Genomic DNA, 25,752 nt, shown 5'->3' with positions numbered 1-25,752 from the left:
CTATTCGGCAGCAAGCGGAAAGGCCTGTTGCTTGTCGTGATGGTGCGGTGCGTGATGATCCACATCCTCACCCGATCCGCGTTCATCCAGGCTCTTGCGAAACCATAGGGCATAGAGGCCCGGGAGATACAACAACGTCAAGAACGTCGCCACAAACAATCCACCCATGATGGTGACCGCCATCGGGCCCCAGAAGGCCGAGCGCGACAGCGGGATCATCGCCAAAATGGCGGCCAACGCCGTCAGGATGACCGGACGCGCACGGCGCACGGTCGCCTCGACGATGGCTTCGCGGCGGGTCAGGCCGTGCCGCACGTCGGTTTCGATCTGATCCACCAGAATAACGGCGTTGCGCATGATCATACCCGCCAGCGCGATCAGGCCGAGCAATGCCACGAAGCCGAACGGCTTGTTGGCAACGTTCAGCGCCAAAGAGGCGCCGACGATGCCGAGCGGCGCCGTCAGGAACACCAGGATCAGGCGCGAGAAGCTCTGCAACTGCACCATCAGCAGCGTCAGCATGATGATCATCATCAGCGGAAACAGTACGGCAATCGAGGCATTGCCCTTGCTGGATTCCTCCACTGCGCCGCCGATCTCGATGCGATAGGCCGGCTGCAGGCTGTCGCGAATCTGCTGCAACTGCGGCCAAATCTGGTTGGTGACGTCCGGCGGCTGCACGCCGTCGACGACGTCGCCGCGCACGGTGATCGCCATGTCGCGGTTACGGCGCCAGAGGATCGGCTCCTCATGGGCGTATTCGATCTTCGCCACCTGCGACAGCGGCACCGGAACGCCGTTGCGCGAGATGATGGTGAGATCGCCCACACGGCCGAGATCGAGGCGTTCCGACGGCACGGCCCGGGCAACGACACCCACTTTCTCGATACCGTCACGCACGTTCGTGACCGACGCGCCGGAGATCAGCATCGCCAGGGATTGTGACAACTCCTGCGGCGTCAGGCCGAGGGCGCGGGCGCGATCCTGGTCGACCACCAGCCTGAGGGAAGGCGTCTGTTCGTTCCAGTCGAGCTGCGGATCGACCATATTCTTGTTGGCGCGCATTACTTCGCGCACCCTGTAGGCTATATCCCGCACGGTCGCGGTATCCGGCCCGATGACGCGGAACTGGACGGGGAAACCGACCGGCGGACCGAAATTGAAGCGATCGACGCGCACGCGTGCTTCCGGCAGCTGGCCATCGGCGACGGCCTTCTCGATCTTGGACTTGATGCGCTCGCGTGCCTCGACATCCTTGGACACGATCACGATCTCGGCGAAGGCCTCGTTCGGGAGCTGCGGATTGAGGCCGAGCCAGAAGCGCGGCGAGCCGCGGCCGACATAGGCCGTATAGGTGGAGATGTCCTTGTCGTCCTTGAGCAGCTTCTCGGCGTCCTTGACCGCCTTTTCGGTAACGCCAAAGGCCGTGCCTTCCGGCAGGCGCAGCTGCAGGAACAGTTCGGGGCGCTCAGACAGCGGGAAGAACTGCTGCTGGACATGGCCGAAACCAACGATGGCGGCGATGAAGATACCGACCGTGGCAGCCACCACCTTGATGCGGTGCGTGACGCACCACTGCACGACACTGCGCAGACCGCGATAGATGCGCGTCTCATAGACCGCATGCGGATCGTGATGGGCCTTGCCGTGGGCAGCAAAGTTCGGCAGCAGCTTCACGCCGATATAGGGCGTGAAGATCACCGCGACGAACCATGAAGCGATCAGCGCAATCGCGACCACCCAGAAGATGCCACCGGCATATTCGCCGACCGCGGAATTGGCGAAGCCGATCGGCAGGAAGCCGACGGCCGTGATGAGCGTGCCCGTGAGCATCGGAAACGCCGTCGATTCCCAGGCGAAGGACGCCGCGCGCACGCGGTCCCAGCCCTGCTCCATTTTCACCACCATCATCTCGACCGCGATGATCGCGTCGTCGACCAGGAGGCCGAGCGCGATGATCAGCGCGCCGAGCGTGATGCGATGCAGGTCCATGCCCATCGCATTCATGACCATGAAGACGATACCGAGCACCAGCGGCACCGACAGCGCTACCACGATGCCGGTGCGCCAGCCGAGCGCAAGGAAGCTGACGAACAGCACGATCGCCAGGGCCTCGATGAATGAGTGCGTAAATTCGCCAACGGCGTGTTCGACCACCAGCGGCTGATCGGCGATCTGCTCGACATTGACGCCCTGCGGGACGGCGACCATGAACTCGTTCTTGGCCTTTTCGACGTCCTTGCCGAGTTCAAGAATGTTGGCGCCGTTCGCCGTCACCACGCCGATGCCGAGTGCGTATTGGCCCTTCTGCCGGACCTTGAAATCCGGCGGATCGACGAAGCCATGGCTGACCGTCGCGATATCGCCGAGGCGGAACGTGCGCCCGTTACTCTCGACCGGCGTCTCCGCGACGGTTTTGGCGCCATCAAGTGCACCGGTGACGCGCAGCGGCACGCGCTGCGACGAGGTTTCCACCGTGCCCGCCGGCTGGATCGCGTTCTGCTTGGCCAGCGAGTCGAACAGCGTCTGCGGCGTGATGCCGAGCGTCGCCAGCTTGGCGTGGGAAAATTCGACGAAAATGCGCTCATCCTGCGTACCGTAGAGATTGACCTTGGTGACGCCTTTCACCTTCAACAGGCGCTGGCGCAGGCCTTCGGCGACCACCTTCAACTGTTTGAAGTCGGCGCCGTCGCCGGTCATCATGTAGAGAATGGAATCGACGTCGCTGAACTCGTCATTGACCGTCGGCCCGATCAGATTGGCGGGCAGGCTGCCCTGCACGTCGGCGAGCTTCTTGCGCAACAGATAGAACAGGAACGGTACTTCCTTGGCGGGCGCGTTATCCCTGAACGTGACCTGCAGCGCCGTGAAGTTCGGCTTCGAATAGGTCTGCACCTTTTCGAAGTAAGGCAGTTCCTGCATCTTCTTCTCGATGGGATCTGCAACCTGCTCCTGCATTTCCTTGGCGGTCGCCCCCGGCCAGATCGCCGTGACGTTAACGACCTTCACCGTGAAAGATGGATCTTCGGCACGGCCGAGCTTCTCGTAAGAGAAGAAGCCGCCGACACCGAGCGCGATGATCAGAAACAAAATCAGTGCCGGATGAGCGACGGCCCAGGCGGAGAGGTTGAAGCGATGCATCGGCTTCGTCCTTTGAATGCGAGCGTCTTAAAACGACAATGCGGAGACGACGTGAACCTTCAGCGCCGGGTCGAGCTTCTGCACGCCCAGCGTCACGATCTTGGCACCTTCATCGACGCCACCTGAGATGATGACGTCGTTGCTCTCATAGGACTTCACCTTGACCGGCTGCAGCGCGACGTCGCCCGATGCGCTCACGACGTAGAGCGAAGGGTTGTTGCCCTGACTGAACAGCGCCGAGAGCGGCACGCGCGCAACGCGTTCGGTGGCGGGATCGGACAGCGTCAGCGTCGCCGTCATGCCGAGCGACACCTTGTCGTCGGCCTCGGGCAGCGAGAACTTGGCGAGATAAGTGCGCGTCGCGGTGTCGGCATTGGGCGCAAGTTCACGCAGCTTGGCGGCATATTGCTTGCCGGGCTCGGACCACAGCGTCACGCTGGCTTTGCCTTCCTTGGCGCGGCCAACCAGCGTTTCCGGAATGGAAACCACCGCCTCCTTCTCGCCGAAACGCGCGACACGGATCGCGGCCTGCCCGGCGGCGACGACCTGACCGGCATCGATCAGCGTCGCGGTGACAACGCCGCGGGTGTCGGCGATCAGCGTCGCATAAGAGAGGCTGTTCTTGGTGAGTTCGACCGAGCGCTCGGCGCGATTGAGACGTGCACGGGCTTCGTCGCCTGTGGCTTTGGCCTGATCGAGCTGTGCCTGGGTAGACCAGCCCTTGGCGCGCAGTTCGGTGGCGCGGCCCTCGGCTGCGGTGGCATTGGCCAGCACGCCCGTGGATGCGTTGAGTTCGGCGACCGCCTGCTCGGCCTGCAGCTTCAGATCGACCTCGTCGAGGGTCGCCAGTGGCTGGCCGATCTCGACGTTCTGGCCGACCTCCACGAGGCGCTTGGCGACCTTGCCGGTGACCCGGAAGCCCATATCGGTCTCGATCCGCGGGCGGATGGTGCCGACGAAACTGCGCTGCGGCGATTCCGGCTCGTAATGCACGGTCGCGACCAGCACGGGGCGGGTCGGCTTGGCTTCCGCCTCGGTCTTCTTGCCGCAGCCGGCCAGAGCAAGGGCCGGGATCAGCAGGAGCGCAGCGGCGAATGGCTTGCGGAAAGCGCTGACTTTGGTGTGGCCGAGCATCACGAGCGTCCTTCGAATGAATGTTCGAAGGGAACTTAGGCGTGATCACTGACGAATGTCAATATTCGTCAGTGATCACGATTTCGCCAGATTGCCGCACCGCATCACGGCCTTATTTCACCCGTGCCGGTTTGCCGGTAGCTGCGAACTCCGTTGCTGTCCCGTGATTGCCGACCAGCACAAGGATTCCGGCCACCAGCGGCATGGCCGCCAGGACCAGAAGCCCGGTCGAGGTGCTGCCGGTCAATTCCTTGACCCAGCCGATCAGATAGGGACCGCCGAAGCCCGCGAGATTGCCGATCGAATTGATCAACGCGATGGCGCCGGCCGCCGCCGTGCCGCTCAGCCACGCCGTCGGCAGCGTCCAGAACAGTGCGAAGGTGCAGAACACGCCGATCGCAGCGACCGTCAGCGCGACCATGGTCAGGGTCGGATTGGTGGAGATGCCGGACAGCGCGAGCGCCACGGCGGTCAGCAGCAGCGGCAGGCCGACATGCCAGACGCGCTCGCGGGTCTTGTCGGAATGCTGAGCCCACAGCACCATGGCAATGGAGCCGAACAGATAGGGGATCGCGGTGACGAAACCGGTCTGCAGGTTGGTGAAGCCGAACGCCTTCACGATCTGCGGCAGCCAGAACTGCATGCCATAGAGCGCGCCGACGAAGCCGAAATAGATCACGCTCAGCATCAGCACCTTCGGCGATGACAGCGCCTGCCCTAGCGTCATGCCATGGGCGCTCTCCTTGGCGAGACGCTCGCCTTCCAGCTTGTCGGACAGCCACATCTTCTGGTCGGGCGTCAGCCATTCGGCCTTTTCAGGCTTGTCGGTGAGATAGAACCAGGTGACGACGCCAAGAATGACCGAAGGAATCCCTTCGATGATGAACAGCCACTGCCAGCCTTTCAGGCCCATGACGCCGTCGAGCCCCAGCAGCATGCCGGAGATCGGCGCGCCAATCACCGTGGATACGGGCACCGCGATCGCGAAGGCGGCGAGGAAACGCGCGCGATATTCGGCCGGAAACCAGTAAGTGAGATAGAGGATAATGCCGGGGAAGAAGCCGGCCTCAGCGACACCGAGCAGAAAGCGCAGCGTGTAGAAGCTCCACGGGCCACTGACGATCGCCATCAGTGCGGAGATGATGCCCCAGCTCACCATAATGCGCGCGATCCAGCGGCTGGCGCCGAATTTCTCCAGCGCGATATTGCTGGGAACTTCAAAAATGAAGTAGCCGATGAAGAAGATGCCGGCGCCCCACGCAAAAACGGTGGGCGAGAAATTCAGCTCGGCATTCATGGTGAGCGCGGCGAAGCCAAGATTGACGCGGTCGAGATAGGCCAGGAAATAAGCCAGCACCAGAAACGGGATCAGCCGCCAGGAAATGGCGCGGATGGTCGAGGTTTCGATGTCGGATTTCGCGCTGCGCGTGGCGCGCGCGCCGACGGCGGTCTGGCTCATGGTTCACTCCCGGTCGCTTGTTGTCGGCGACGGCCTCTGCGGGCCGCGCTGTCATGTCGCACGGTTTAGCGAAAGACCCGGGGAGCGGCAATGTCTGTGCAGAGCAGCAATCAGCTCAGCGCAGCACCTGCGTGAACAGCACCTGCGCGAAGCGCTCAATCGGTGCCGGGCTGCGTTCAGCTTTCGACAGCAGGTTGGCACCCTGCAGCGAGGAGACGATGAAACCCGCAACCTCCGCGCATTTGAAGTCGGCCGGCAGCTCGCCGTATTTCACCGCGGAGGTCAGGCATTCGGCAATACTCTGCTGAACATCGGCGAAGATCGTCAGCAGCCGGTCGCGAATGAGGTCGCTGTGGTCGCTGGCTTCTGCCGTGAAGTTGCCGAACAGGCAACCGTTGCACATCTGGTCTTCGCTCAGCCGGGCCACGTTGGCATCGATATAGGCGCGCAACCGCGCCAGCGGCGACAGACCTTCATTGCGCAGCGTCTGCGCCATCAGCTCGCGGCCCTTCGCGAAATAGAGATCGATGATCTCGAGGCCGAATTCTTCCTTGGAGGTAAAGTGGTTGGTGAAGGTGCCCTGCGGCACGCCGGCGGCATGCACGATGTCGCGAACGCTGGCGCCCGCATAGCCGCGCGCATGCACGACCGCGAGGCCTGCGGTGAGAATCCTGTCGCGATTCGAGAGCTTCGCCATGGACTTAATATGGCTGTGCCGGGCGCCGGATCAAGCGACCGCCGCGCATAACCACAAGGCGTTCAGCCCCCTTTTTACTGCCCTGGCCTTTGGGTCTAGCCGTGCCCGTAGCGGCGGGCCGCCTCGACAGTCAAACCCTTGCCGACGGCCCCGAACGTGTCGCCATCGATAGCGCGGGCGGCCGGCAGCGCCGCCGTGATCGCCTTGCGGACATGGGCGAGCTGCACCGAACCGCCGGTCAGGAACACCGCATCGATCGCTTCGGGCTTCAATCCGGCCTGGTTCAGGCAGATCTTGATCCGCGCGGTGATCCGATCGGCGAGCAACTGGGTGTGGCTGACGAGTTCCTTGCGGGCGACGCCAGCGGCCAAACCCGGCTCGATCCAGTCCAGCGCGATGCTCGATTTCGGCTTGTTGGACAGGCCAATCTTGGCGCCCTCGACTTCCATGGCCAGTGTGTGGCCGCGCTGCTCGTCCAGTACGCGCACCAAGCGATCCAGCAGCTCCGGCTGCTGTGCCTCATAGCGCACCTGTTTCACCTCATTCATGACCTTGGAATCGTACATCCGGTTGATGCTCGACCAGGTCGCCAGATCGTGGAAATAGCCTGACGGCACATCGAGCCCCGCGCGCTTCATCGCCGAGCGATAGCCGAGCAGCGGCATGATCACGCCGAGGCTGAGATGTCTGTCGAAATCGGTACCGCCGATGCGCACGCCGTCATTGGCGAGAATGTCGTCCTTGCGATCGGCATGACGGTGCCGCTCGGGCGAAAGGCGCACGATGGAGAAATCCGACGTGCCGCCGCCGATATCGGCGATCAGCGCGATCTCCTCCGAATTGATCTGGCGCTCGTAATCCAGCGCCGCGGCAATCGGCTCGAACTGGAACGTGACGTCCTCGAAGCCGACGTCTTTCGCTATAGCGCGCAGCGTAGCTTCGGCCTTGGCATCGCCCGCCGGATTGTCGTCGACGAAATGGACGGGACGGCCATGGACGACTTGGCGGAGTTCAAGCCCTGTGGCCTGTTCCGCACGCCGCTTCACCGCACCGAGATAATAGGCGATGACATTGCGGAAGCTGACGCGTTCGCGGCCGACGCGCGTCGTCTCGTCGATCAGCGACGTGCCAAGCACGGATTTAAGGCTGCGCATCAGGCGGCCAGGCGCCCCCTCGACATAGGCTTCGATCGCTTTGCGGCCGATGAAGGCGCCGGTATCGGCCTTGTAAAAGATCGCACTCGGAATTGTGACATGATAGTCTTCGAGCGCCGCCAGCACCGGAACATCATTGATGACCGTGCCTAGCGTCGTGTTCGACGTCCCAAAATCCAGACCACAAACCGACATTGCCGCTCCCGAAAGGAACGTCCGTCTACACAGTTCGCAGGCCGCGATCTAGCATTATATTTTTGCACAGCCGCACTGTCATGAAGCGCATCGAACACTGCAATTTTCGAAGCAAAACAACGCGATCCACAGAACAATCGACTGCATCCGCCGGGGTTGATGAATCGTGCGGCATCGGTCCATAAGCGTTTTGCGACGGCGGTATGACCCGCCACGGAATTTCGAAGGAATCTCTACGCGTGGCAAACATCAATCAGAAGATCGCAGACGAACTTGGCGTGCGCGAACAGCAGGTCGCGGCGACGGTAGAACTGCTCAACGGCGGCGCGACGGTGCCCTTCGTTGCACGCTACCGCAAGGAGATCACCGGCGGTCTCGATGACGCGCAACTGCGCACGCTGGAAGAGCGCCTGACCTATCTGCGCGAACTCGAAGAACGCCGCCTCGTGATTCTGGAATCAGTGCGCGAACAGGGCAAGCTCGACGCTGCGCTCGAAACCGCCATCATGACCGCCGACACCAAGGGCCGTCTCGAAGACATCTATCTGCCGTTCAAGCCGAAGCGACGCACCAAGGCCGAGATCGCCAAGGAAGCCGGCCTCGAGCCGCTGTCTGAGCTGCTGCTCACCGAGCCGCAGAACGATCCAAAGAAAGTTGCAGAAGCTTTCGTCAATGCCGAGAAGAACGTCGCCGATGTCGCCGCTGCGCTCGACGGCGCGCGCGCCATTCTTGTCGAGCGCTTCGCCGAAGACGCCGATCTGATCGGCGCGCTGCGCGAGCAGATGTGGTCGAATGGACTGATGGCCTCGACCGTGCGCACCGGCAAGAAGACCGAAGGCGAGAAGTTCAAGGACTATTTCGACTTCAGCGAGCCGCTGCACAAGCTGCCATCACACCGTATCCTGGCGTTGTTCCGCGGCGAGAAAGAAGAGATCCTCGACCTCGCGATGCAGCCTGAGCCGGTGCCGGCGACGCCCGCCCCGACCACCACACCGAGCTCCTATGAGCTGAAGATCATGAATCGCTTCGGCGTTTCCGATCAAGGCCGCCCCGGTGACAAGTGGCTGACCGAAACCACGCGCTGGGCCTGGCGCACCAAGATCCAGGTCCATCTCAACATCGACCTGCGCATGCGGCTGTGGACTGCGGCCGAAGAAGAAGGCGTCCGCGTGTTCGCCTCCAATTTGCGCGATCTCCTGCTCGCAGCGCCTGCCGGCGCGCGCGTCACCATGGGTCTCGATCCCGGTTTCCGTTCGGGTGTGAAGACCGCGATTATCGACGCCACCGGTAAAGTCGTCGCAACGACCACGATTTATCCGCATGAGCCGCAGCGCCAGTGGGATGCGTCGCTCGCCATGCTCGGCAAGCTCGCCGTCCAGCACAAGGTCGATCTGATCGCCATAGGCAACGGGACGGCCTCGCGCGAGACCGACAAGCTGGCGATGGAGCTGGTGAAGCTGCTGCCGGATTTGAAGATGTCGAAGATCGTGGTGTCGGAAGCCGGCGCCTCGGTCTATTCGGCCTCGGCCTTCGCTTCTGAAGAACTGCCCGAGCTCGACGTCACGCTGCGCGGCGCGGTGTCGATCGCGCGCCGCCTGCAGGATCCGCTGGCCGAACTGGTGAAGATCGATCCAAAAGCGATCGGCGTCGGCCAGTATCAGCACGACCTCGGCGAGAGCAAACTGGCGCGGTCGCTCGATGCCGTCGTGGAAGACTGCGTGAACGGCGTCGGTGTCGACGTGAACACGGCATCGGCGCCGCTGCTGGCACGCGTGTCCGGCATCGGCACCGGTCTGGCGCAGAGCATCGTGCAGCACCGCGACGCCAACGGCCCGTTCAAGTCACGCAAGGCGCTGAAGGAAGTGCCGCGGCTTGGCCCGAAGGCGTTCGAACAATGCGCCGGCTTCCTGCGCATCAATGATGGCGAGGATCCGCTCGACAAGTCCGGCGTGCATCCGGAAGCCTATCCGCTGGTGCGCAAGATTCTCGAAGCCACCAAGAGCGACATCAAGGCGCTGATCGGCAATGCCGAGATCCTGCGCAAGGTGCAACCCAAGAGCTTCGTCGATGACACCTTCGGTCTGCCGACGGTCACCGACATTCTGAAAGAACTCGAAAAGCCCGGCCGCGACCCCCGCCCCGCCTTCAAGGCTGCGGTGTTCATGGAAGGTGTCGAGAAGCTCAGCGACCTCAAGCCCGGCATGGTGCTCGAAGGCACCGTGACCAACGTCGCTGCTTTCGGCGCCTTCGTCGATATCGGCGTGCATCAGGATGGTCTCGTGCACATCTCGGCGATGTCCAAGACCTTCATCAAGGATCCGCGCGAGGTCGTGAAGTCAGGCGACATCGTCAAGGTGAAGGTGCTGGAAGTCGAAGTCGCCCGCAAGCGCATCGCTCTGACGCTGCGCATGGACGACCCCGTCGGCGCCAAGGCCGACCGCCCGCAAGCCGATCGCGGCCCGCGCTTCAACGAGCGCCAGATGACGTCGCGTGCTCCGGCGAAGCAGGAGAGCAGTGGCGGTGGTGCATTTGCGGAAGCGCTCCGCCGCGCCGCCGAGAAGGGCGCGGGCAAAGCGAAGTAGTCTTACTTAACCTCTCCCCGCATTGCGGGGAGAGGTCGACCGGCAAAGCGCAGCGTAGCCGGTCGGGTGAGGGGCATGGCAGCGCCTCTCCTCAATGATTGATCTCTCAGATCGGATTGTGCGACCCGCAACGTCATTCGATTTATTTTAGTGAGTGCTCAGCCCCTCACCCCACCCCTCTCCCCGCGTAGAGCGGGGAGAGGGAGCACACGGCCGGTGCGTTACTTCCCCAACTCCACGGCCAGCGCCAGAATATCCTCATCGCAGTCCCGCGCGCCCATGATCGACAACCCGATCGGGCAATCGTCGAGCCTGGCGACAGGCAGTGAGACCTGCGGCGTGCCGGCATGGCCGGACACACAGAGCAGTTCGATCGCGCGGGCACGAAATACGTCGAGCGTCACATCCGGTGTGTTGCGCAGCGGCGCAATCCCCGGCGCGGTCGGCAGCAGCAACACCGTATCGGTCGGCAGCAGCGACAGCACGCGTTCAATGATGACTTTTCGCATGGCCCGCGCAGCGGCGATCTCGGCGGGATCGAGAACCGCCGCAGCAGCGAAACGCTCCTTCACGCCGGGGCCGAGCTTCGGCTGGGTCGCCTTGATCCATTCGCCCTGCGCGGCCCAGGCTTCTTCCGACTGAACTACACGGAAGGTGTTGCGCCAAGCGTTGAGTTCACCGCTCGCGACATCCACCTCCTCGCTCGCGCCAACCAGCGCCTTGATGCGATCGACCGACGGCTGCAGCAGGTTGCGAACCTTCTCATCGACAGCGCCAAACAGGTCGCTTGCGATCAGAACCTTCTTCACCCGGCGCGGGGCACGCGCCTTGTCGAGCAACACCTTGCCGACCTCGACCATCAATTCGGGCGAGCGCGCGAACCAGCCGACAGTGTCGTAACTCGGCGCCAGCGGCACCGCGCCATCGAGCGGAATGCGACCATGCGTGGTGCGAATGCCGTAGACACCGCAATAGCTGGCGGGCAAACGCACCGAACCACCGGTGTCGGAGCCGATGGCGAAATCGACGAGCGCGCCAGCGGTCGCAGCGGCCGACCCGCTCGACGAGCCGCCGGGAATGCGGCCGGGCGCAGCCGGATTGATCGGCGTGCCGTAATGCGCGTTCTCGCCATTCAGGCTCCAGGCCAGTTCATCCGTGTGCGTCTTGCCGACCAACTTCGCTCCGGCATTCAACAAACGATCCACGATCGGCGTGGATTTGGTTGGCACCGGATGTGTCGCCAGCCATTCCGGGCTGCCGGCGCCGGTCGGCACATTGGCGAGATCGAAGAAATCCTTCAGCGCAAAGGTGAGACCCGCGAGAGGCCCCTCTGTCGTGGTCTGCACTTCGATGTGGCCATGATCCACAAAGGCGTTGAGCGTGTCATTGATCGGCATCGAAGTCTCCGTACGACAAAAGGACGCCCGCTTCAGTGGGGCTTGAGCAGACTCGCAGCCGGCCTGATGAAGGTCCTGATGCCGTTCTTGAAACCGAACAGCGGCTGCGCGATCTCGCATACCGCCTCTGCCTTGGTCTCGCAATCGAGCACCACGAGATCGGCGGGATTGCCGACGGCAATGCCGTAGTGCTTCAGGTTGAGCAGCGTCGCCGGTGCGGACGTCACGAGGTCGAGACATCCGGCAAGGTCGTCCATGGCGCCGACCTGCATCACATTGGCATAGAGATTGATCATGCGGATCAGCGAGACATCGCCGAACGGCGTGAACGGATTCAGCACGTTGTTGGTGGAGATATTGGCGTTCACGCCAAGCGCACGGAGCTTGTGCGCCGAGGTGACGCCGCGCGGCACATTGTGATCGTGGTCGCGGCCAGTGAGGAACAGGTCGGTCGCCGGCAACACCGTGACCGCGACGCCGGCATCGGCGAGCCGTTTCGCCGCCGCCTCGAAATCCGCTGGCGGCATCGCCGACAGCTTTGTGGCATGACCGATGGCGACACGGCCGCCCCAGCCTGTGGCCTCCGTCATGCGGCAGACCTCTTCGTAGTCCGACCGCGTTGGATCGAGATCGAAATCGAGGTGGAAATCGATATCGACGCCGAACTCCCGCGCAATGCCGAAGATCCTGGCGATCTGGCCGTTCGAGTCCTTGTCGATGTAAGGCACGCCGCCGAGAAGATCAGCGCCCTCTCGCATCGCCTGCAGCAGGACGTCCTCGCAGCCGGGATCGTCGAGCAATCCTTCCTGCGGAAACACGCAGAGCTGCAGATCGATCGCCCAGGCGTAGTCCTGCTTCAGCTTCTTCAGCGCGCGAAAGCTGGTCAGGCCGATGCGCGGATCGACCTCCACATGCGTGCGCATGCGGTTGGTGCCGTGCTTGATCGCTTTCTCCAGCGTCTGCGATGCGCGCGCGTAGACGTCCTCTTCGGTGAAGTCGCGTTTGGCCCGGGAGACTTCGCTGATCACCTCCACGAGCGTACCATTCGCGCAATTGCAGCGGCCGAGGAGACAGGATTTGTCGAGATGGATATGCGTCTCCACGAAGCCCGGCACGAGCAGCCGGCCGCCGACATCCTGATCCGGCGCCACGCCGCGCGGCAGGCCGATCTCGATGGCCTCGAACCGCCCGCCGCGAATGCCGATATCCACCGGGCCATCGGGCCGGTCGGCAATGCGCGCGTTGCGCAGGATGAGATCGAAGGTCATGGGAGGACTCCTGAAGAGGCCACGCCACCGATCGGGACGTAGCGAAAGCATATGCGCGGGCAAGCAAGGCATGTGCCAAGGCGCATGCGATTTAACCTCTGACTAACTATCTGAAAATAAGACAATATCTTCAAATCTTGCTTCAAGGAACGCCCAATAATGAGGCGCGCCACACAAGAATTGTATACGATCTGATGCATCTACCGAATACAATTCTGGCATCGGTTTTGCTATGATGGCGCCAGCATCTGCCCGCAGGAGAAACCCGATGTCGCAATCCCCCACCGCGCTTGCGCCCGTCACCGATGAAACCGCCCAGGCTGCCGACCTCGTCGAGCGGTTTCTCGTGGCCTCCATGGTGCCGGACCCGGAAACCGCCGGCACCTTCATGTCGGCCGACGTCGCGATCACCTTCACCGGCGGCCGCAAGTTCAAGCATCCGCGCGATGCCACCGCGTTCAACGCCATGCGCTACAAATGGGTGAAGAAAAAGATGGAGCGCACCGACGTGTCGCCGGGGAATGGCGAGACCATCGTCTACAACACCGGCACTCTGTACGGCGAATGGCATGACGGCACGCCGTTCGAAGGCAATCGCTATGTCGATCGCTTCGTCGTGCGGGACGGCAAGATCGTGAGGATGGATGTCTGGAACGACAGCGCCGAACGCATTCTCATACGCATGGATATCGAAGCGTAGCGTAAACACGGCGGCTTGATCGCCGCCGGCATTCAGCACCTCGAAATGTCGACGATCTGGCACTCAGCTTGCATACAGAATGCAAGCTGAGTGTAACCAGGGAACGTCGATGTTGCAGGGATTCTCCAAGACCATGATGACAGGCGCGGCGCTGCTGTGTCTGATCGGTGTCACCAACACTGCCAAGGCCGATGCAGCGGCCTGTCCAGCGACGATTCCGTTCGGCCTTACCACGCCGCTGACTGGCAATCTCGCGCTGCTCGGCACCCAAGCCCGCAACGGCGCTGAATTCGCTGTCGACGAGATCAACGCCGCCGGCGGCATTTCCGGCAAGAAGATCGCACTCACCACCGAGGACACCGGCGCCTCGTCGACCGACGCTCTGAATGCGATGAATCGCATCATCGAGAGCAAGCCGCTGGTCATCATGTCGTCGATGATCTCGCCGCATGTGTTTGCACAGACCGAGAGCGTCAACAAATCCGAGACCCCGTTCATCGTCGGCGCCACCAACGCGAAAGTCACCGCGCAGGGCTCGAAGTGGCTGTTCCGCACCCACGCCCATGACGGCCAGCTCGCCGAACTGATCCCCGAATATCTCGTGAAGTCGCTGAAGAAGACCAAGCCCGGCATTCTCGTCGTTGCCGACGATTACGGCCTCGGCGCGTCGAAGGGCATTCAGGCGGCACTCGCCAAACTCAATGTCATGCCGGTCGCGACAGCCTCTTATGCCCCGTCCGACAAGGACATGAGCGCGCAGCTTCTGGAGATCAAGGACAAGGGCGCCGACAGCCTGATCCTGTTCGGTCGTCCCTCCGACATCACGCTGGTGCTGAAGCAGATGGGCGATCTCGGCATCAAGCTGACCACTATCGGCAATACCAGCATTGTCGCGCAGACCACGCTGAACAATCTCTCCGCGGCCGAAGCCGACGGCAATTATGCGATCGGCGGCATGATCCCGCAGACCTCGACCGATCCGAAGATTCTGGATTGGGCAAAGCGCGTGCAGGACAAATACAAGGTGCCGGCCGATAACTTTACCGTCTCCTATTACGACTCGATCTACATGCTGAAGTCGATCATCGAGAACGTCGGCTGCGACAAGCCGGCGATCCGCGACGCCATGGCTGCCACCAAGGACTTCAAGGGCATGCTGATCGCCTACCAGGCCGATGCCAATGGCGATCTCACCCATACGCTCGGCATCTACCGCAACAAAGGCAAGACCCCGGAATTCACCGGACCGATCAAAGAGAGCGGGTTCTAAAACTTTATGGGCCAGCTCGTCGTCAACGGCCTGGCGCTCGGGAGCATCTATGCTCTCGTGGCGCTCGGTCTGCTGCTAATCTTCAACACCGTCCAGATCGTCAATTTCGCGCAGGGACAGTTGTTGATGCTCGGTGCCTTTATCGGCATTTCGGGCGCGGTGACGCATGAGCTGCCGATGGCGCTGGCCTGGGCCTCCACCATGCTGGCGATGGCGCTGATCGGCATCGTCTTCATGGTGCTGGTCTATTTCCCCTTGCGCGGGCGGCCACCATTCCTCGTGATCCTCACTACCATCGCGATGGGCATCGTGTTGGAGAACATCGCGCTGATCGTCTGGGGGCCACTGCCGGTCTCGCTGCCCTCGCCGGCCCGCGGCCCACCGCTGCGTTTTGCCGGCGTCGTCATTTCGATGCACCAGCTCTTCATCTTCTGTACGCTGGCCGTGATCCTGCTGCTGCAATATCTGATGCTCACCAGAACGCGCTTCGGCATCCTGATGCAGGCGACTGCGCAAGATCTGCACACCGCGCGGCTGGTCGGGATTTCCGTCAACCGCATCATCGCGGTGGCCTTTGCCTTCGGTGCGATCCTGTCGGGCATCGCTGGCCTGCTGGTTGCGCCGATCTTTCTTGCCGAACCGACCATGGGTGGCAGCTTAGGTCTCAAGGGTTTCGTCGTCAGCGTGATCGGCGGCTTCGGCAATCTGCCGGGCGCGGTGATCGGCGGGTTGTTTCTCGGCCTCACCGAAACCTTCGGCGCGCGCTACATCTCCTCGAATTTCCGCGATGCCTATGCCTTCATCGTGATGATCGCCGTGCTCGTGGCCTGGCCGCGCGGACTGTTCGGCGAGAAGAGCAGCGAGAAGGTATGACAGTGAAACACTGGTTTCCGCTCCCGCTTGGCGTTGTGGTGGCGCTGCTGATCCCGGCAGCGACCCATGACAACTATGTCATTCAGCTCCTCAACATCGCCATTCTCAACGCCATCGTCGTGCTCGGCTTGAACTTCGCCACCGGCTGGGTCGGCCAGATCAATTTCGGCCAGGCCGCATTCTACGGCCTCGGCGCCTACACTACAGGCATCGCCGCCAAAGCCGGATTGCCCTGGATCACGACGCCATTCCTGTCGGTGGTCATCGTGATGGCGGCGAGTCTCGTGCTTGGCCTGCCGACGTTGCGGCTGCGCACCTATTATCTCGCAATGACCACGATCGGCTTCGGCGAGATCGTCCGGTTGATCATCGTACATTGGGAGCCGGTGACGGGCGGCACCTCCGGCCTCCGCGCGATCCCGGGTATCAGCGTGTTCGGCATCGGCCCGCAGGGGCAGATCCAGCATTACTATTTGCTGATCGCCGTGCTGGCGATTGCGGTTCTCGTGGCCGCTCGGATCAGGCAGTCGTCCCTCGGCCGCGCCATGATCGCCACCAAGGATTCCGAGATCGCCGCCGAACAGAGCGGCGTCGACACCACGCGTACCAAGCTGATCGCCTTCATGATCGGTGCGGTCTATGCCGGCCTCGCGGGTTGCCTCTACGCCTCCTCGATCCGCTTCATCAGCCCGGACAGTTTCTCCGGCACCCAGGCCATCCTGCTGATGACCATGCTGATCGTCGGCGGCATGGGCTCGATCCCCGGCTGCATCATCGGCGCCGTCGGCCTGACCATTCTGCCGGAGGCGTTGCGGTTTCTCGGGCAATGGTACCTCGTGCTCTACGGCCTCGGCGTCATCGCCGTGATCGTGCTGGCGCCCGGCGGTCTTGCTTCGCTGGCTGCGCGACTGCCGCGCTGGGTAGGTGCGCGATGACGGATCAAACGATCATCACTGCGCGTGGCGTGACGCGGCGCTTCGGCGGCCTCGTCGCGCTCGATGGTGTCGATCTCGATGTGCCCAGGGGCATCGTGCAGGCGATCATCGGCCCCAACGGCTCCGGCAAGACCACGCTGCTGAATGCGCTGTCCGGCGCGTCGCACGCAGATGCCGGCTCAATCCGCATCGACGGCAAGGAGATATTCCGCCTCAGGCCAAACCGCATCGCCCGGCTTGGCCTGGCGCGCACGTTCCAGAACATCCGGGTGTTCTCCAATCTCACCGTGCTGGAAAATGTGAAAGTCGCTGCAGCCTGCAACACGCCCATGTCGATGCTCAACATCATGCTGTCGAACGGCACGCAGCGACAACGCGAGGCTGAGATCGAGAGCACCTCGCGCGAAGCGCTGGAGATCGTCAGTCTCGCCGCACGCGCGGACGATCGCCCGACCCAGTTGCCCTATGCGCAGCAACGCCTGCTGGAAATCGCACGCGCACTGGCATCGAAACCGAAGGTGTTGCTGCTGGATGAGCCCGCCGCCGGCATGAACATGACCGAGAGCATGACCCTGCTCGACACCATCGCGAAACTGAAGGGCAAGGGCATCACCATATTGCTGGTCGAACACAATGTACGACTGGTGATGGGGATCAGCGACCGCGTGGCCGTATTGGATTTTGGGAAGAAGATCGCTGAAGGCGCGCCAAGCGCGGTTCAGCAAAACCCATTGGTGATCGAGGCCTATCTCGGCAGGCGGCATCGCCATGCTTAAGATCGAGAACCTCCATGTCTCCTACGGCCACATCGAAGTACTGAAGGGCATCTCGTTCAGCGTCGAAATGGGCGAGATCGTCGCGCTGATTGGCGGCAACGGCGCCGGCAAAACGACAACCCTGAGCACCATCTCCGGCCTGCTGCGACCAACGTTCGGCTCGATTTCGTGGAAGAGCGAGGCCATCCACGGCACCGCTGTGGAAACCATCGTCGGCGCCGGCATCGCGCATTGCCCCGAAGGCCGCCGGATATTTCCGGGCCTCACCGTGCGCGAGAACCTGATCACGGGAACGGCGTCCCGCGCCTACAAGAAGGCCGAGGTCGAAGACGATCTGGCGCTGGTGTTCGAACTGTTTCCACGACTGAAGGAGCGCATCAAGCAAGGCGGGTGGTCGCTCTCCGGCGGCGAACAGCAGATGCTGGCGATCGGCCGCGCGCTGATGTCACGGCCGAGCCTTCTGATGCTGGATGAACCATCGCTGGGGCTCGCGCCCATCGTGATCGAGCAGGTGTTCGACAAGATCGTCGAGCTGAATAAACGCACTGGACTGGGCGTGTTGCTCGTCGAGCAGAATTCGGCGATGGCACTGGAAGTGGCTGCACGCGCTTTCGTACTGGAGACCGGATCGATCACGCTGTCGGGCCCGGCCTCGGTGCTGGCCGACGATCCGCGCATTCGCGAAGCGTATTTGGGCGGCTAGCACTTTTTCCTGCCTCTCCCCGCGCACAGCCGGGAGAGACAGCGCGCAGCGCTTACTGCTTCACATCTTTGAGCAGTGCGATATTGGCGGCGACTTCCTTTGCCACCAGCTCATCCATCGCTTTCGGCTCCATCGTGATCGTCTCCACACCGATCTTCTTCAGAGCCGCCTGCATCTCAGGTTTGGCGAGTACCTTGACGCCGGCGTCGTGCATCTTGGCGACGATCTCGGACGACGTCTTGGAGGGTACGAATACGCCGATCCAGCTCTCGCTGACGCCGTCCTTCAGACCGACTTCCGTCATCGACGGCACGTCGGGCAGTTCATTGCTGCGCTTGTCGGTGGAGACGACCAATGCACGCACTTGCCCCTCGCGGATCAGCGGCAAAGCGGTCGCCGCCGGGCAGAAGTAGAAATCGATACGGCCACCAAGAATATCGGCGATCACTTCTGGACCGCCGCGATACGGCACGTGGGTCGCTTCGAATTTGGCAGCGAGGCGAAATTTCTCGGCACTGATATGCACGGCGCTGCCGACGCCCACCGAACCGAAATTGATCTGCGATCCCTTGGCTTTCGCATCCTTGAGGAAATCGTCCACGGTCTTCCAGGGCCGCTCCTTCGGAATGATCATGATTTGCGGGCTGGAGCCGATCATGATGACCGACGACAGGTCTTTCGACGTGTCATAGGGCAGGTTCGGAAAGATTGCCGGCGTAATCGCCAGCGCCGAAGAATGCGCCAGGATGCTGTAGCCGTCCGGCTCCGCCTTGGCCACCGCATTGGTGCCGATCGAGCCGCCACCACCGACCCGGTTCTCGACCACGATCGTCTGACCGAGTTCGGGGCCGAGGCGCTCAAAGAATATCCGCGGCACCACGTCGGTGGCGCTGCCGGGGCCGAACGGGATGGTGGCCTTGATCAAACGGCTCGGCCAGTTGTTTTCGGCCTGCGCCGCGACAGACGACAGCAGCACACCGGCGAAAACACACGACCACCGCACAAACTTACTCATTACTTGCTCCAATAATACCATTCGATGGGAATGGCCGCCCAATGATCGGGCCAATCGGCGACAGCGAAGCAAGTTTCGGACCGTTTGAAGCCTAAAACAACGCCCAAACGCGCGGTGATCCAGCCCAGACAAAGGACAATGCCGGCCTCACCCGTGCTGGCGAGGCCGGCCAGTCCGCCTACTTGGCCGCGACCTCGCTTTTGAGCAGCACCTTGTTGTCGGCGATTTCCTTGACCAGCAGCGCATCCATCTCGGATGACTTCATCGGCATCGGCTCGACACCAATCTTCTTCAGCGAAGCCTGCATGTCAGCCGTGTTCAGCACCTTGGTGCCAGTCACATAGAGCTTCTCGACGATCTCCGGCGGCGTTTTCGATGGCACAAACACGCCGAACCAGATTGAGCTGTCCGCATCCTTGAGCCCGGCGTCGATCGGCGTCGGCACATCCGGCAGATCACGCACACGGGTCGGCGTCGACACCACCAGCGCGCGGACCTGACCTTCGCGGATCAGCGGCAGCGCCGTGGCCAGCGGGCAGAAGTAGAAATCGATGCGACCGCCGATGATATCGGCGATCACCTCCGAGCCGCCGCGATACGGGATATGCGTGGCCTCGAAACCGCCGGCGGCGCGGAATTTTTCCGAACTGATATGCACGGCGCTGCCAACGCCAACGGAGCCGTAATTGATCACAGTGCCCCTGGTCTTCGCGGAAGCCAGGAAATCCTGAATCGTTTTCCATGGCCGTTCGTTGGGCACGATCATCACATTGGCCGCATAGCCAATCATCAGCACCGAGGACAGCTCCCTGGTGGTGTCGTAGTTGAGGTTGGGGAAGATCGCGGGCGCAATGGAGATGGCGTTGGTCTGCGACAGCAAGGTGTAGCCATCCGGATCGCTCTTCGCGACCGCGCCCGTGCCCACCGAGCCGCCCGCACCCACGCGATTTTCAATCACGATCGGTTGCCCGAGCTCCGTGCTCAGTTTTTCGAAGAAAAGGCGCGGGACCACGTCACCCGCACTGCCGGCACCGAACGGATTGACCGCCTTGATCGGCTTCGTCGGCCAGTTGGTGTCGGCCAGCGCAGCGCCGGACATCAATACAGCGGCCAATACGCACGACAATCGCCAGGACTTGTTCATCGCTCGCTCCAGTTGCGCCATTCAATGGAATGGCAGCTCATGGAAGAAGGCAAAAGCAAGAACCGGACCGGCGATGGCCTAGAACGAGGTCCCGGCCCGCGGCTTTTTCTCCGGCACTTCCGGCTCGGTCGGCACCGGCCCGATACGCAGCGCGGTGATGCGGTTGCGCTCACGGCGCAGCACGCGGAAGCGGAAGTTGTAGAAGGTGAAGCTTTGCCCGCGCTCGGGGATGGAGCGCGCCTCGTGAATGACGAGACCGGCTACCGTGGTCGCTTCATCATCCGGCAAATGCCAGTCCATGGCGCGGTTGAGGTCGCGGATCGGCACCGAACCATCGACCACCACCGAACCATCGGCCTGCGCGCGCACGCCGGCGACGACCACGTCATGCTCGTCAGCGATGTCGCCAACGATTTCTTCCAGCACGTCTTCCAGCGTCACCATGCCTTCGACTTCGCCATATTCGTCGACGACGAGCGCGAAGTGGGTCTTGCGACGGCGGAAGGCTTTCAACTGATCCGACAGCGGGCGCATCTCCGGGACGAACCACGGCGGCAGCGCGATCGAAGCTACGTCGATCTTTGCGGTATCGCCATCGACGGCGCGGATCGCGCGCAGCAGGTCCTTGGCGTGGAGCACGCCGATGATGTTTTCCGGCTTCTCACGCCAGAGGGGAATGCGGGTGTATTCGGTGGCCAGCACTTCGCGCACCAGCTCTTCGGACGGCAGGTCCGCATTCAGCGTCACCATCGCCGTGCGATGGACCATGACATCGGACACCGCGAGATCGCCGAAGCGAAACACGTTCTGGATATACTCAGCCTCGCCCGACGCGATGCCGCCATGTTCGGCAGACTCTCCGACAAGGCCCTCAATCTCAACGCCGGTGAGAATTTCATGCGGCGAGGCCTCCTGCACACCGAGCAGTGCCAGCGTGCCGCGTGACGCCGCGTTGAGCAGCCAGTTCAGCGGATAGAACAGGATGTAGGACGCATAAAGCGGATAGGCGATCCATTGCGACACCGGCTCCGGCTGCCGAATCGCCAGCGTCTTCGGCACCTGTTCGCCGATCACGATATGCAGCGAGGAGAAGACGAGGAAGCCGGTAATGAAGGACGTAAAGTGAAGCGCGGATTCCGACAGCCCGAGCGGATCGAGCACCGGTTTCAGCAGTGCCGCCACCGTGGGCTCGCCGACCCAGCCAAGGCCGAGAGAAGCCATGGTGATGCCGAGCTGGCAGCAGGCCAGATAGGCTTCGATATTGCCCATCATGTTCTGCAGCAGGCGCGCGCCGAAGCGGTTCTGCTCGACCATGCTCTTGACGCGGAAGCCTCGGCTTTTGACCAGCGCGAACTCCGCCGCCACGTAAAACGCGTTGGCGGCGAGCAGGAAGATCGCGATCAGCAGATTGACGGTAATCGAATTCATGAAAGTCCTGCGACGGCGCCGGCTTTGGTAACTCCCAAACCGGACACGGTCAGTTCTATCCCGTCAGCTTCTGATGCAGAAAGGCGCGAACCGTCGCGGGATCAACATCGTTTGCAATGACGGCCCGGCCGACGGCTTCCAGCAAAATAAAGGTGAGCTTGCCGCGTTTCACCTTCTTGTCCTGCGCCATCAGCGCCATCAGCGTATCCGCGTCCGCGAGGCCTTCCTGCGCGAAGCCGGCAATGTCCTGCAGCTTCGTGGGGAGACCCACATCGGCGAGATGATGCTGCACGCGGGTCGCATCGCTCTCCGCGATCATTCCAAGCTGCGCCGATAGTTGCGCAGCCAGCACCATGCCGACCGACACGCCCTCGCCATGGAACAACCGGTCCGAGAAGCCGGTCACCGCTTCCAGCGCATGCCCGAAGGTATGACCGAGATTGAGCAGTGCGCGTTCGCCATTCTCACGTTCGTCGCGCGACACGACGCCTGCCTTGGCACGGCACGAGGTAGCGATCGCATGTTCACGAGCGCTACCGCCGCGCATGATGTCGGCATGGTTGGCTTCGAGCCACGTGAAAAACGCAACATCGCCAAGCACGCCATATTTGGCGACTTCCGCATAGCCGGCGCGGAACTGCCGGGGCGACAGCGTATCGAGGACCGCCGTGTCGGCCACCACGAGTACCGGCTGGTGGAAGGCACCGAGCAGGTTCTTGCCCTGCGGCGAATTGATCCCGGTCTTGCCGCCGACGGATGAGTCGACCTGCGCCAGCAGCGAGGTCGGCACCTGCACGAACTCGACACCACGGCGGATGATCGCTGCGGCAAAGCCGGCGAGATCGCCAACCACTCCGCCACCGAGCGCGATGACGAGATCGTTGCGCTCGATTTTCGCCGCGATCAGCGCTTCGGAAACTTTCTCCAGGCCCGCATAGCTCTTCGACCCCTCGCCTTCCTCAACAACGATATGCGAGGTCGGAATGCCGGCTTCCGCCAGCGAGGCTTCCGTTGCAGCCAGCCAATGCTTGGCAACGGTCCCATCGGTCACGATCGCTGTGCGCACGCCCGGCCGCAGTCTGGCGATCCGCGCACCAAGCGACGGCAGTACATTGCGGCCGATGACAATGTCATAGGCGCGCTCAGCCAACGCGACGTCCACGACGATCGGATCGGAATGTTTCAGCGGGGCGGTCATAGTTGAGAACTCAAGGGATCGCCTGTCGGTTCGGAGATGGCGGAAGCTGCGTGCGGGCGGAACAGATGCTCATGCAGCGCGATGATGCCTTCCTCGACGATCTTCTCATGCGGCACGTCGCGCGAGTCGATCGTGATGTCGGTCTGCTCGTAGAACGGATGGCGCGCCTCGATCAGTCGCGCGATGGTGGCGGCGGGATCGGCGGTCTTCAGCAGCGGACGGTTTTCCCGACGCCGGACCCGGCGCAGAATCACGTCGGCGTCAGCTTTCAGCCACAGCGAGATCGCCTTGTCGCGGATGCGCTGCCGGGTGTCCTCGCGCAGGAACGCACCGCCGCCGGTCGCCAGCAGGATCGGTCCACTGTCCAACAGCCGGGCAATCACCCGCGCCTCACCGTCGCGGAAATGCGGTTCACCGTGGACTTCAAAAATGTCCGGGATCGACATCCCGGCCGCCGCCTCGATCTCGTTGTCGGCATCGACGAAAGGCAGCCGCAGCCGCGTCGCCATGCGCCGGCCGATGGTCGATTTGCCCGCCCCCATCATGCCCACCAGCACGACCGAGCGCTTTCCCAGCGCCGCGACGATGGCGGCCTCCTGGGATGCGCTGGCAATGGCCGGCAAGATGGTCTCGGACATCAAAAAACACCTGCAAAATCAGTGAGCGACAAGGGATCGCAGAGGTTTGCCGCATTCCGGTCACCTATACTACCCCCAGCGCCAGCGTTGCCAGCACCTCTTGCAGTCTGTATCCGGACAGGGTGACCGCCCCCGGCGGAACGAATCGTCCCATTTCGCCGCCGAGTTCCCTGATCATGCCCAGCCTGTTCCGCTTTTTGACGGTCGTCGCGGTGATCGTCGGCGTGGTCTATGGCGTGATTTTCGCGCTGGCCAATTTCGTCAACCCGAAGCCGCGCGACATGACGGTCACCATCCAGCCGGACAAGTTTCTCAAGAAATAGCTGCGCGTAGCAAGCGCATGAAGAGCTGCATGTCCTCCGCGAATTTCGGACCGGCTCCCTCCGCGTGCTTGATGCCATCGATCGCGGCGACAATGACTCCCGCGACGTCGGCGGGTCTGGCTTGCAATGAGCCGAGATTAATCATGCCCGCGGTCTCGGCATCGCTCAGCGCCTGCGCCAGCAGAGCAACCAGTCGGGCCCGCGCGGCGAGCGTGATGTCTTTGGCCAGAGCCATGTTGACGTCGAACAGTTCAATGGCGTCGGCGCTGCCGGCGAAAGGGGCGATCAATTCGCGCTGAAACACAGCCATCGCCGTCTCCATGCGACCGAACACGTCGCCAGCGCCTGAGAGTGCCGCCTCGACATCGCGCATGGTCCGCGCATGGGCACGCGTCGAGCCCGCCCGAAACAGATCTTCCTTGCTGTTGAAGCTCAGATAGAGCGACGCCCGCGAAATTCCCGCGGCGCGCGCGATATCGGCCATGGACGACTTGCGGAAACCGTGGCGGACGAACACCGGGAGTGCGGCATCCAGAATGTGATCGGTTTTGGCATCTCGTTCGCTCATTCAGACAGATTGACTGTTCGTGTCCAAAGCGTCAAAAGACAATTAGACAATAATAGTCCAATTGTCCAATTCACGCATTCCACATGGGACAGGAGCCAACATGCATTCGGAATCGGTCGGCAATCGAGAGACCATTGTTCTTGTCACGGGCATCGGCGGTTTTCTGGGCGGGCACATCGCCCGGCAGTTGCTGGCCAAGGGCTACGCCGTCCGCGGTAGCGTTCGTCGCATGAGCGGCTGCGACCGGATCGCGAAGCAGATCTGTGCGACGCCAACCGACTCGCACTCGCTCAGTTTCGTCGAAGCCGACCTCTGCTCCGACATCGGATGGGATGCCGCCGTCACAGGCTGCAACTATGTGATCCACACGGCATCGCCGTTTCCGGCAGGCCTTCCGAAGGATGAAAATGAACTGATCCAACCCGCGCGGGACGGCGCGTTACGGGTACTACGTGCCGCGCACCGCGCAGGCGTGACGCGGGTGGTGCTGACGTCCTCGATCGCGGCCACCAATCACGGTAGCGGCAAGGCACCGTATACCGAAGACAACTGGACCGATCCGACGGGCAAGCGGGCAACGCCATACTATAAATCCAAGACGCTGGCCGAACGGGCGGCATGGACCTTTGCTGCGGAAACCGGACTGGATCTCGCCGTCATCAATCCCGGCATCATTTTCGGGCCTCTGTTGGGTCCGGATTACGGCACGTCGATCGGGCTGGTTCAGCAGATGATGAGCGGCAAGCTCAAACGTGTGCCGCGTTTCGGCATCGCGGTGGTCGATGTCCGCGATGTGGCTGATGCACATATCAGGGCGATGACCCATCCGGATGCGTCAGGTCAGCGCTTCATCGCGGCGGGGCAGTTTCTATGGATGCGCGACATGGCGGCCGTACTGGCGCAGTCATTTCCGAATTATGCGCCGGCTCTGCCCTCGGGCGAGGTGCCAAACTGGATGATCAAAGCAATGGCGCCGTTCAGCGCACGGTCGCGCATGATCGTCCACGAACTCGACGTCGATCTGAGTATCAGTGCCGCGAAGGCGCAGCGAATGCTGGATTGGCAACCAAGGTCCGCCGACGAGGCCATTCGCGCCAGTGCACAAAGCCTGATCGACCACGGCCTGCTCGCGGCCTCCTGAATTCCCACAATGC

At 62.4% G+C, this 25,752-nt stretch carries 22 protein-coding genes; 9 read left to right on the top strand and 13 right to left on the bottom strand.

Annotation, left to right across the window (positions count from 1 at the left end):
- The 5 genes from AB8B02_RS28920 to AB8B02_RS28900 all read right to left on the bottom strand — a co-directional run bounded on the left by AB8B02_RS28920 (window position 1) and on the right by AB8B02_RS28900 (window position 7,780).
- The gene (locus AB8B02_RS28920) at window positions 1–3,141 is read right to left on the bottom strand and encodes an efflux RND transporter permease subunit (protein ID WP_439065854.1); all 3,141 of its coding nucleotides are present in this window, start codon (window positions 3,139–3,141) and stop codon (window positions 1–3) included.
- Between the two features lie 27 nt (window positions 3,142–3,168).
- Window positions 3,169–4,275 carry an efflux RND transporter periplasmic adaptor subunit gene (locus AB8B02_RS28915; protein WP_093759640.1) on the bottom strand — a complete coding sequence of 369 codons (1,107 nt, stop codon included), beginning with the start codon at window positions 4,273–4,275 and terminating at the stop codon, window positions 3,169–3,171.
- 112 nt (window positions 4,276–4,387) lie between these two features.
- Entirely contained in the window at window positions 4,388–5,734 is a 1,347-nt protein-coding gene (locus tag AB8B02_RS28910) for an MFS transporter (protein ID WP_089262608.1), read from the bottom strand.
- Window positions 5,735–5,849: 115 nt separating this feature from the next.
- Window positions 5,850–6,431, bottom strand: coding sequence for a TetR family transcriptional regulator C-terminal domain-containing protein (locus AB8B02_RS28905; RefSeq protein WP_439065853.1), 582 nt, complete (start codon window positions 6,429–6,431; stop codon window positions 5,850–5,852).
- 95 nt (window positions 6,432–6,526) lie between these two features.
- Entirely contained in the window at window positions 6,527–7,780 is a 1,254-nt protein-coding gene (locus tag AB8B02_RS28900; RefSeq protein WP_439065852.1) for an Hsp70 family protein, read from the bottom strand.
- A gap of 239 nt (window positions 7,781–8,019) precedes the next feature.
- Between AB8B02_RS28900 and AB8B02_RS28895 the strand changes: the two genes are divergently transcribed.
- Window positions 8,020–10,362 carry a Tex family protein gene (locus AB8B02_RS28895; protein WP_439065851.1) on the top strand — a complete coding sequence of 781 codons (2,343 nt, stop codon included), beginning with the start codon at window positions 8,020–8,022 and terminating at the stop codon, window positions 10,360–10,362.
- A gap of 221 nt (window positions 10,363–10,583) precedes the next feature.
- On the opposite strand, the gene AB8B02_RS28890 is transcribed toward AB8B02_RS28895, so the two are convergent.
- Window positions 10,584–11,759 (bottom strand): amidase, encoded by a 1,176-nt coding sequence (locus AB8B02_RS28890; RefSeq protein WP_439065850.1) that lies wholly within the window; start codon window positions 11,757–11,759, stop codon window positions 10,584–10,586.
- Window positions 11,760–11,791: 32 nt separating this feature from the next.
- Window positions 11,792–13,027 carry an amidohydrolase family protein gene (locus tag AB8B02_RS28885; protein ID WP_439065849.1) on the bottom strand — a complete coding sequence of 412 codons (1,236 nt, stop codon included), beginning with the start codon at window positions 13,025–13,027 and terminating at the stop codon, window positions 11,792–11,794.
- A 268-nt stretch (window positions 13,028–13,295) separates the two neighbouring features.
- Between AB8B02_RS28885 and AB8B02_RS28880 the strand changes: the two genes are divergently transcribed.
- From AB8B02_RS28880 to AB8B02_RS28855, 6 genes are all read left to right on the top strand, one after another.
- Window positions 13,296–13,727 (top strand): nuclear transport factor 2 family protein, encoded by a 432-nt coding sequence (locus AB8B02_RS28880; RefSeq protein ID WP_120288325.1) that lies wholly within the window; start codon window positions 13,296–13,298, stop codon window positions 13,725–13,727.
- 109 nt (window positions 13,728–13,836) lie between these two features.
- The gene (locus AB8B02_RS28875) at window positions 13,837–14,997 is read left to right on the top strand and encodes an ABC transporter substrate-binding protein (RefSeq protein ID WP_439065848.1); all 1,161 of its coding nucleotides are present in this window, start codon (window positions 13,837–13,839) and stop codon (window positions 14,995–14,997) included.
- A gap of 6 nt (window positions 14,998–15,003) precedes the next feature.
- Window positions 15,004–15,870 carry a branched-chain amino acid ABC transporter permease gene (locus AB8B02_RS28870; RefSeq protein WP_439065847.1) on the top strand — a complete coding sequence of 289 codons (867 nt, stop codon included), beginning with the start codon at window positions 15,004–15,006 and terminating at the stop codon, window positions 15,868–15,870.
- Window positions 15,867–16,805 carry a branched-chain amino acid ABC transporter permease gene (locus AB8B02_RS28865; protein ID WP_439065846.1) on the top strand — a complete coding sequence of 313 codons (939 nt, stop codon included), beginning with the start codon at window positions 15,867–15,869 and terminating at the stop codon, window positions 16,803–16,805. The genes AB8B02_RS28870 and AB8B02_RS28865 overlap by 4 nt, the downstream gene beginning before the upstream one ends.
- Window positions 16,802–17,581 (top strand): ABC transporter ATP-binding protein, encoded by a 780-nt coding sequence (locus AB8B02_RS28860; protein WP_439065845.1) that lies wholly within the window; start codon window positions 16,802–16,804, stop codon window positions 17,579–17,581. The genes AB8B02_RS28865 and AB8B02_RS28860 overlap by 4 nt, the downstream gene beginning before the upstream one ends.
- Window positions 17,574–18,284, top strand: coding sequence for an ABC transporter ATP-binding protein (locus AB8B02_RS28855; RefSeq protein ID WP_439065844.1), 711 nt, complete (start codon window positions 17,574–17,576; stop codon window positions 18,282–18,284). The genes AB8B02_RS28860 and AB8B02_RS28855 overlap by 8 nt, the downstream gene beginning before the upstream one ends.
- A 52-nt stretch (window positions 18,285–18,336) precedes the next feature.
- Here AB8B02_RS28855 and AB8B02_RS28850 read toward each other — a convergent pair whose 3' ends face one another.
- The 5 genes from AB8B02_RS28850 to AB8B02_RS28830 form a co-directional block, all read right to left on the bottom strand.
- Window positions 18,337–19,299 carry a Bug family tripartite tricarboxylate transporter substrate binding protein gene (locus AB8B02_RS28850; RefSeq protein WP_439065843.1) on the bottom strand — a complete coding sequence of 321 codons (963 nt, stop codon included), beginning with the start codon at window positions 19,297–19,299 and terminating at the stop codon, window positions 18,337–18,339.
- 178 nt (window positions 19,300–19,477) lie between these two features.
- Window positions 19,478–20,443: a Bug family tripartite tricarboxylate transporter substrate binding protein gene (locus AB8B02_RS28845; protein WP_439065842.1), complete on the bottom strand. Its 966-nt coding sequence runs from the start codon at window positions 20,441–20,443 to the stop codon at window positions 19,478–19,480.
- A 78-nt stretch (window positions 20,444–20,521) separates the two neighbouring features.
- Complete coding sequence (locus AB8B02_RS28840) at window positions 20,522–21,871, bottom strand: hemolysin family protein (RefSeq protein WP_231078190.1); 1,350 nt, start codon at window positions 21,869–21,871, stop codon at window positions 20,522–20,524.
- 55 nt (window positions 21,872–21,926) lie between these two features.
- Window positions 21,927–23,069 carry a 3-dehydroquinate synthase gene (aroB, locus tag AB8B02_RS28835; protein WP_439065841.1) on the bottom strand — a complete coding sequence of 381 codons (1,143 nt, stop codon included), beginning with the start codon at window positions 23,067–23,069 and terminating at the stop codon, window positions 21,927–21,929.
- On the bottom strand, window positions 23,066–23,707 hold the full coding sequence (locus AB8B02_RS28830) for a shikimate kinase (RefSeq protein ID WP_439065961.1): 642 nt from the start codon (window positions 23,705–23,707) through the stop codon (window positions 23,066–23,068). Before AB8B02_RS28830 ends, aroB begins: the two co-directional genes overlap by 4 nt.
- Window positions 23,708–23,883: 176 nt before the next feature.
- Between AB8B02_RS28830 and AB8B02_RS28825 the strand changes: the two genes are divergently transcribed.
- The gene (locus AB8B02_RS28825; protein WP_089262632.1) at window positions 23,884–24,030 is read left to right on the top strand and encodes a histidine kinase; all 147 of its coding nucleotides are present in this window, start codon (window positions 23,884–23,886) and stop codon (window positions 24,028–24,030) included.
- Here AB8B02_RS28825 and AB8B02_RS28820 read toward each other — a convergent pair.
- Entirely contained in the window at window positions 24,020–24,598 is a 579-nt protein-coding gene (locus AB8B02_RS28820; RefSeq protein ID WP_439065840.1) for a TetR/AcrR family transcriptional regulator, read from the bottom strand. The genes AB8B02_RS28825 and AB8B02_RS28820 overlap by 11 nt on opposite strands.
- A gap of 100 nt (window positions 24,599–24,698) precedes the next feature.
- On the opposite strand from AB8B02_RS28820, the gene AB8B02_RS28815 reads away from it, so the two are divergent.
- On the top strand, window positions 24,699–25,739 hold the full coding sequence (locus tag AB8B02_RS28815) for an SDR family oxidoreductase (protein WP_439065839.1): 1,041 nt from the start codon (window positions 24,699–24,701) through the stop codon (window positions 25,737–25,739).
- Window positions 25,740–25,752: the final 13 nt, after the last annotated feature.

The organism is Tardiphaga sp. 862_B3_N4_1 (assembly GCF_051811085.1).
Classification (GTDB): domain Bacteria; phylum Pseudomonadota; class Alphaproteobacteria; order Rhizobiales; family Xanthobacteraceae; genus Tardiphaga; species Tardiphaga robiniae.
This window is presented reverse-complemented; position numbering and strand designations above follow the sequence as displayed.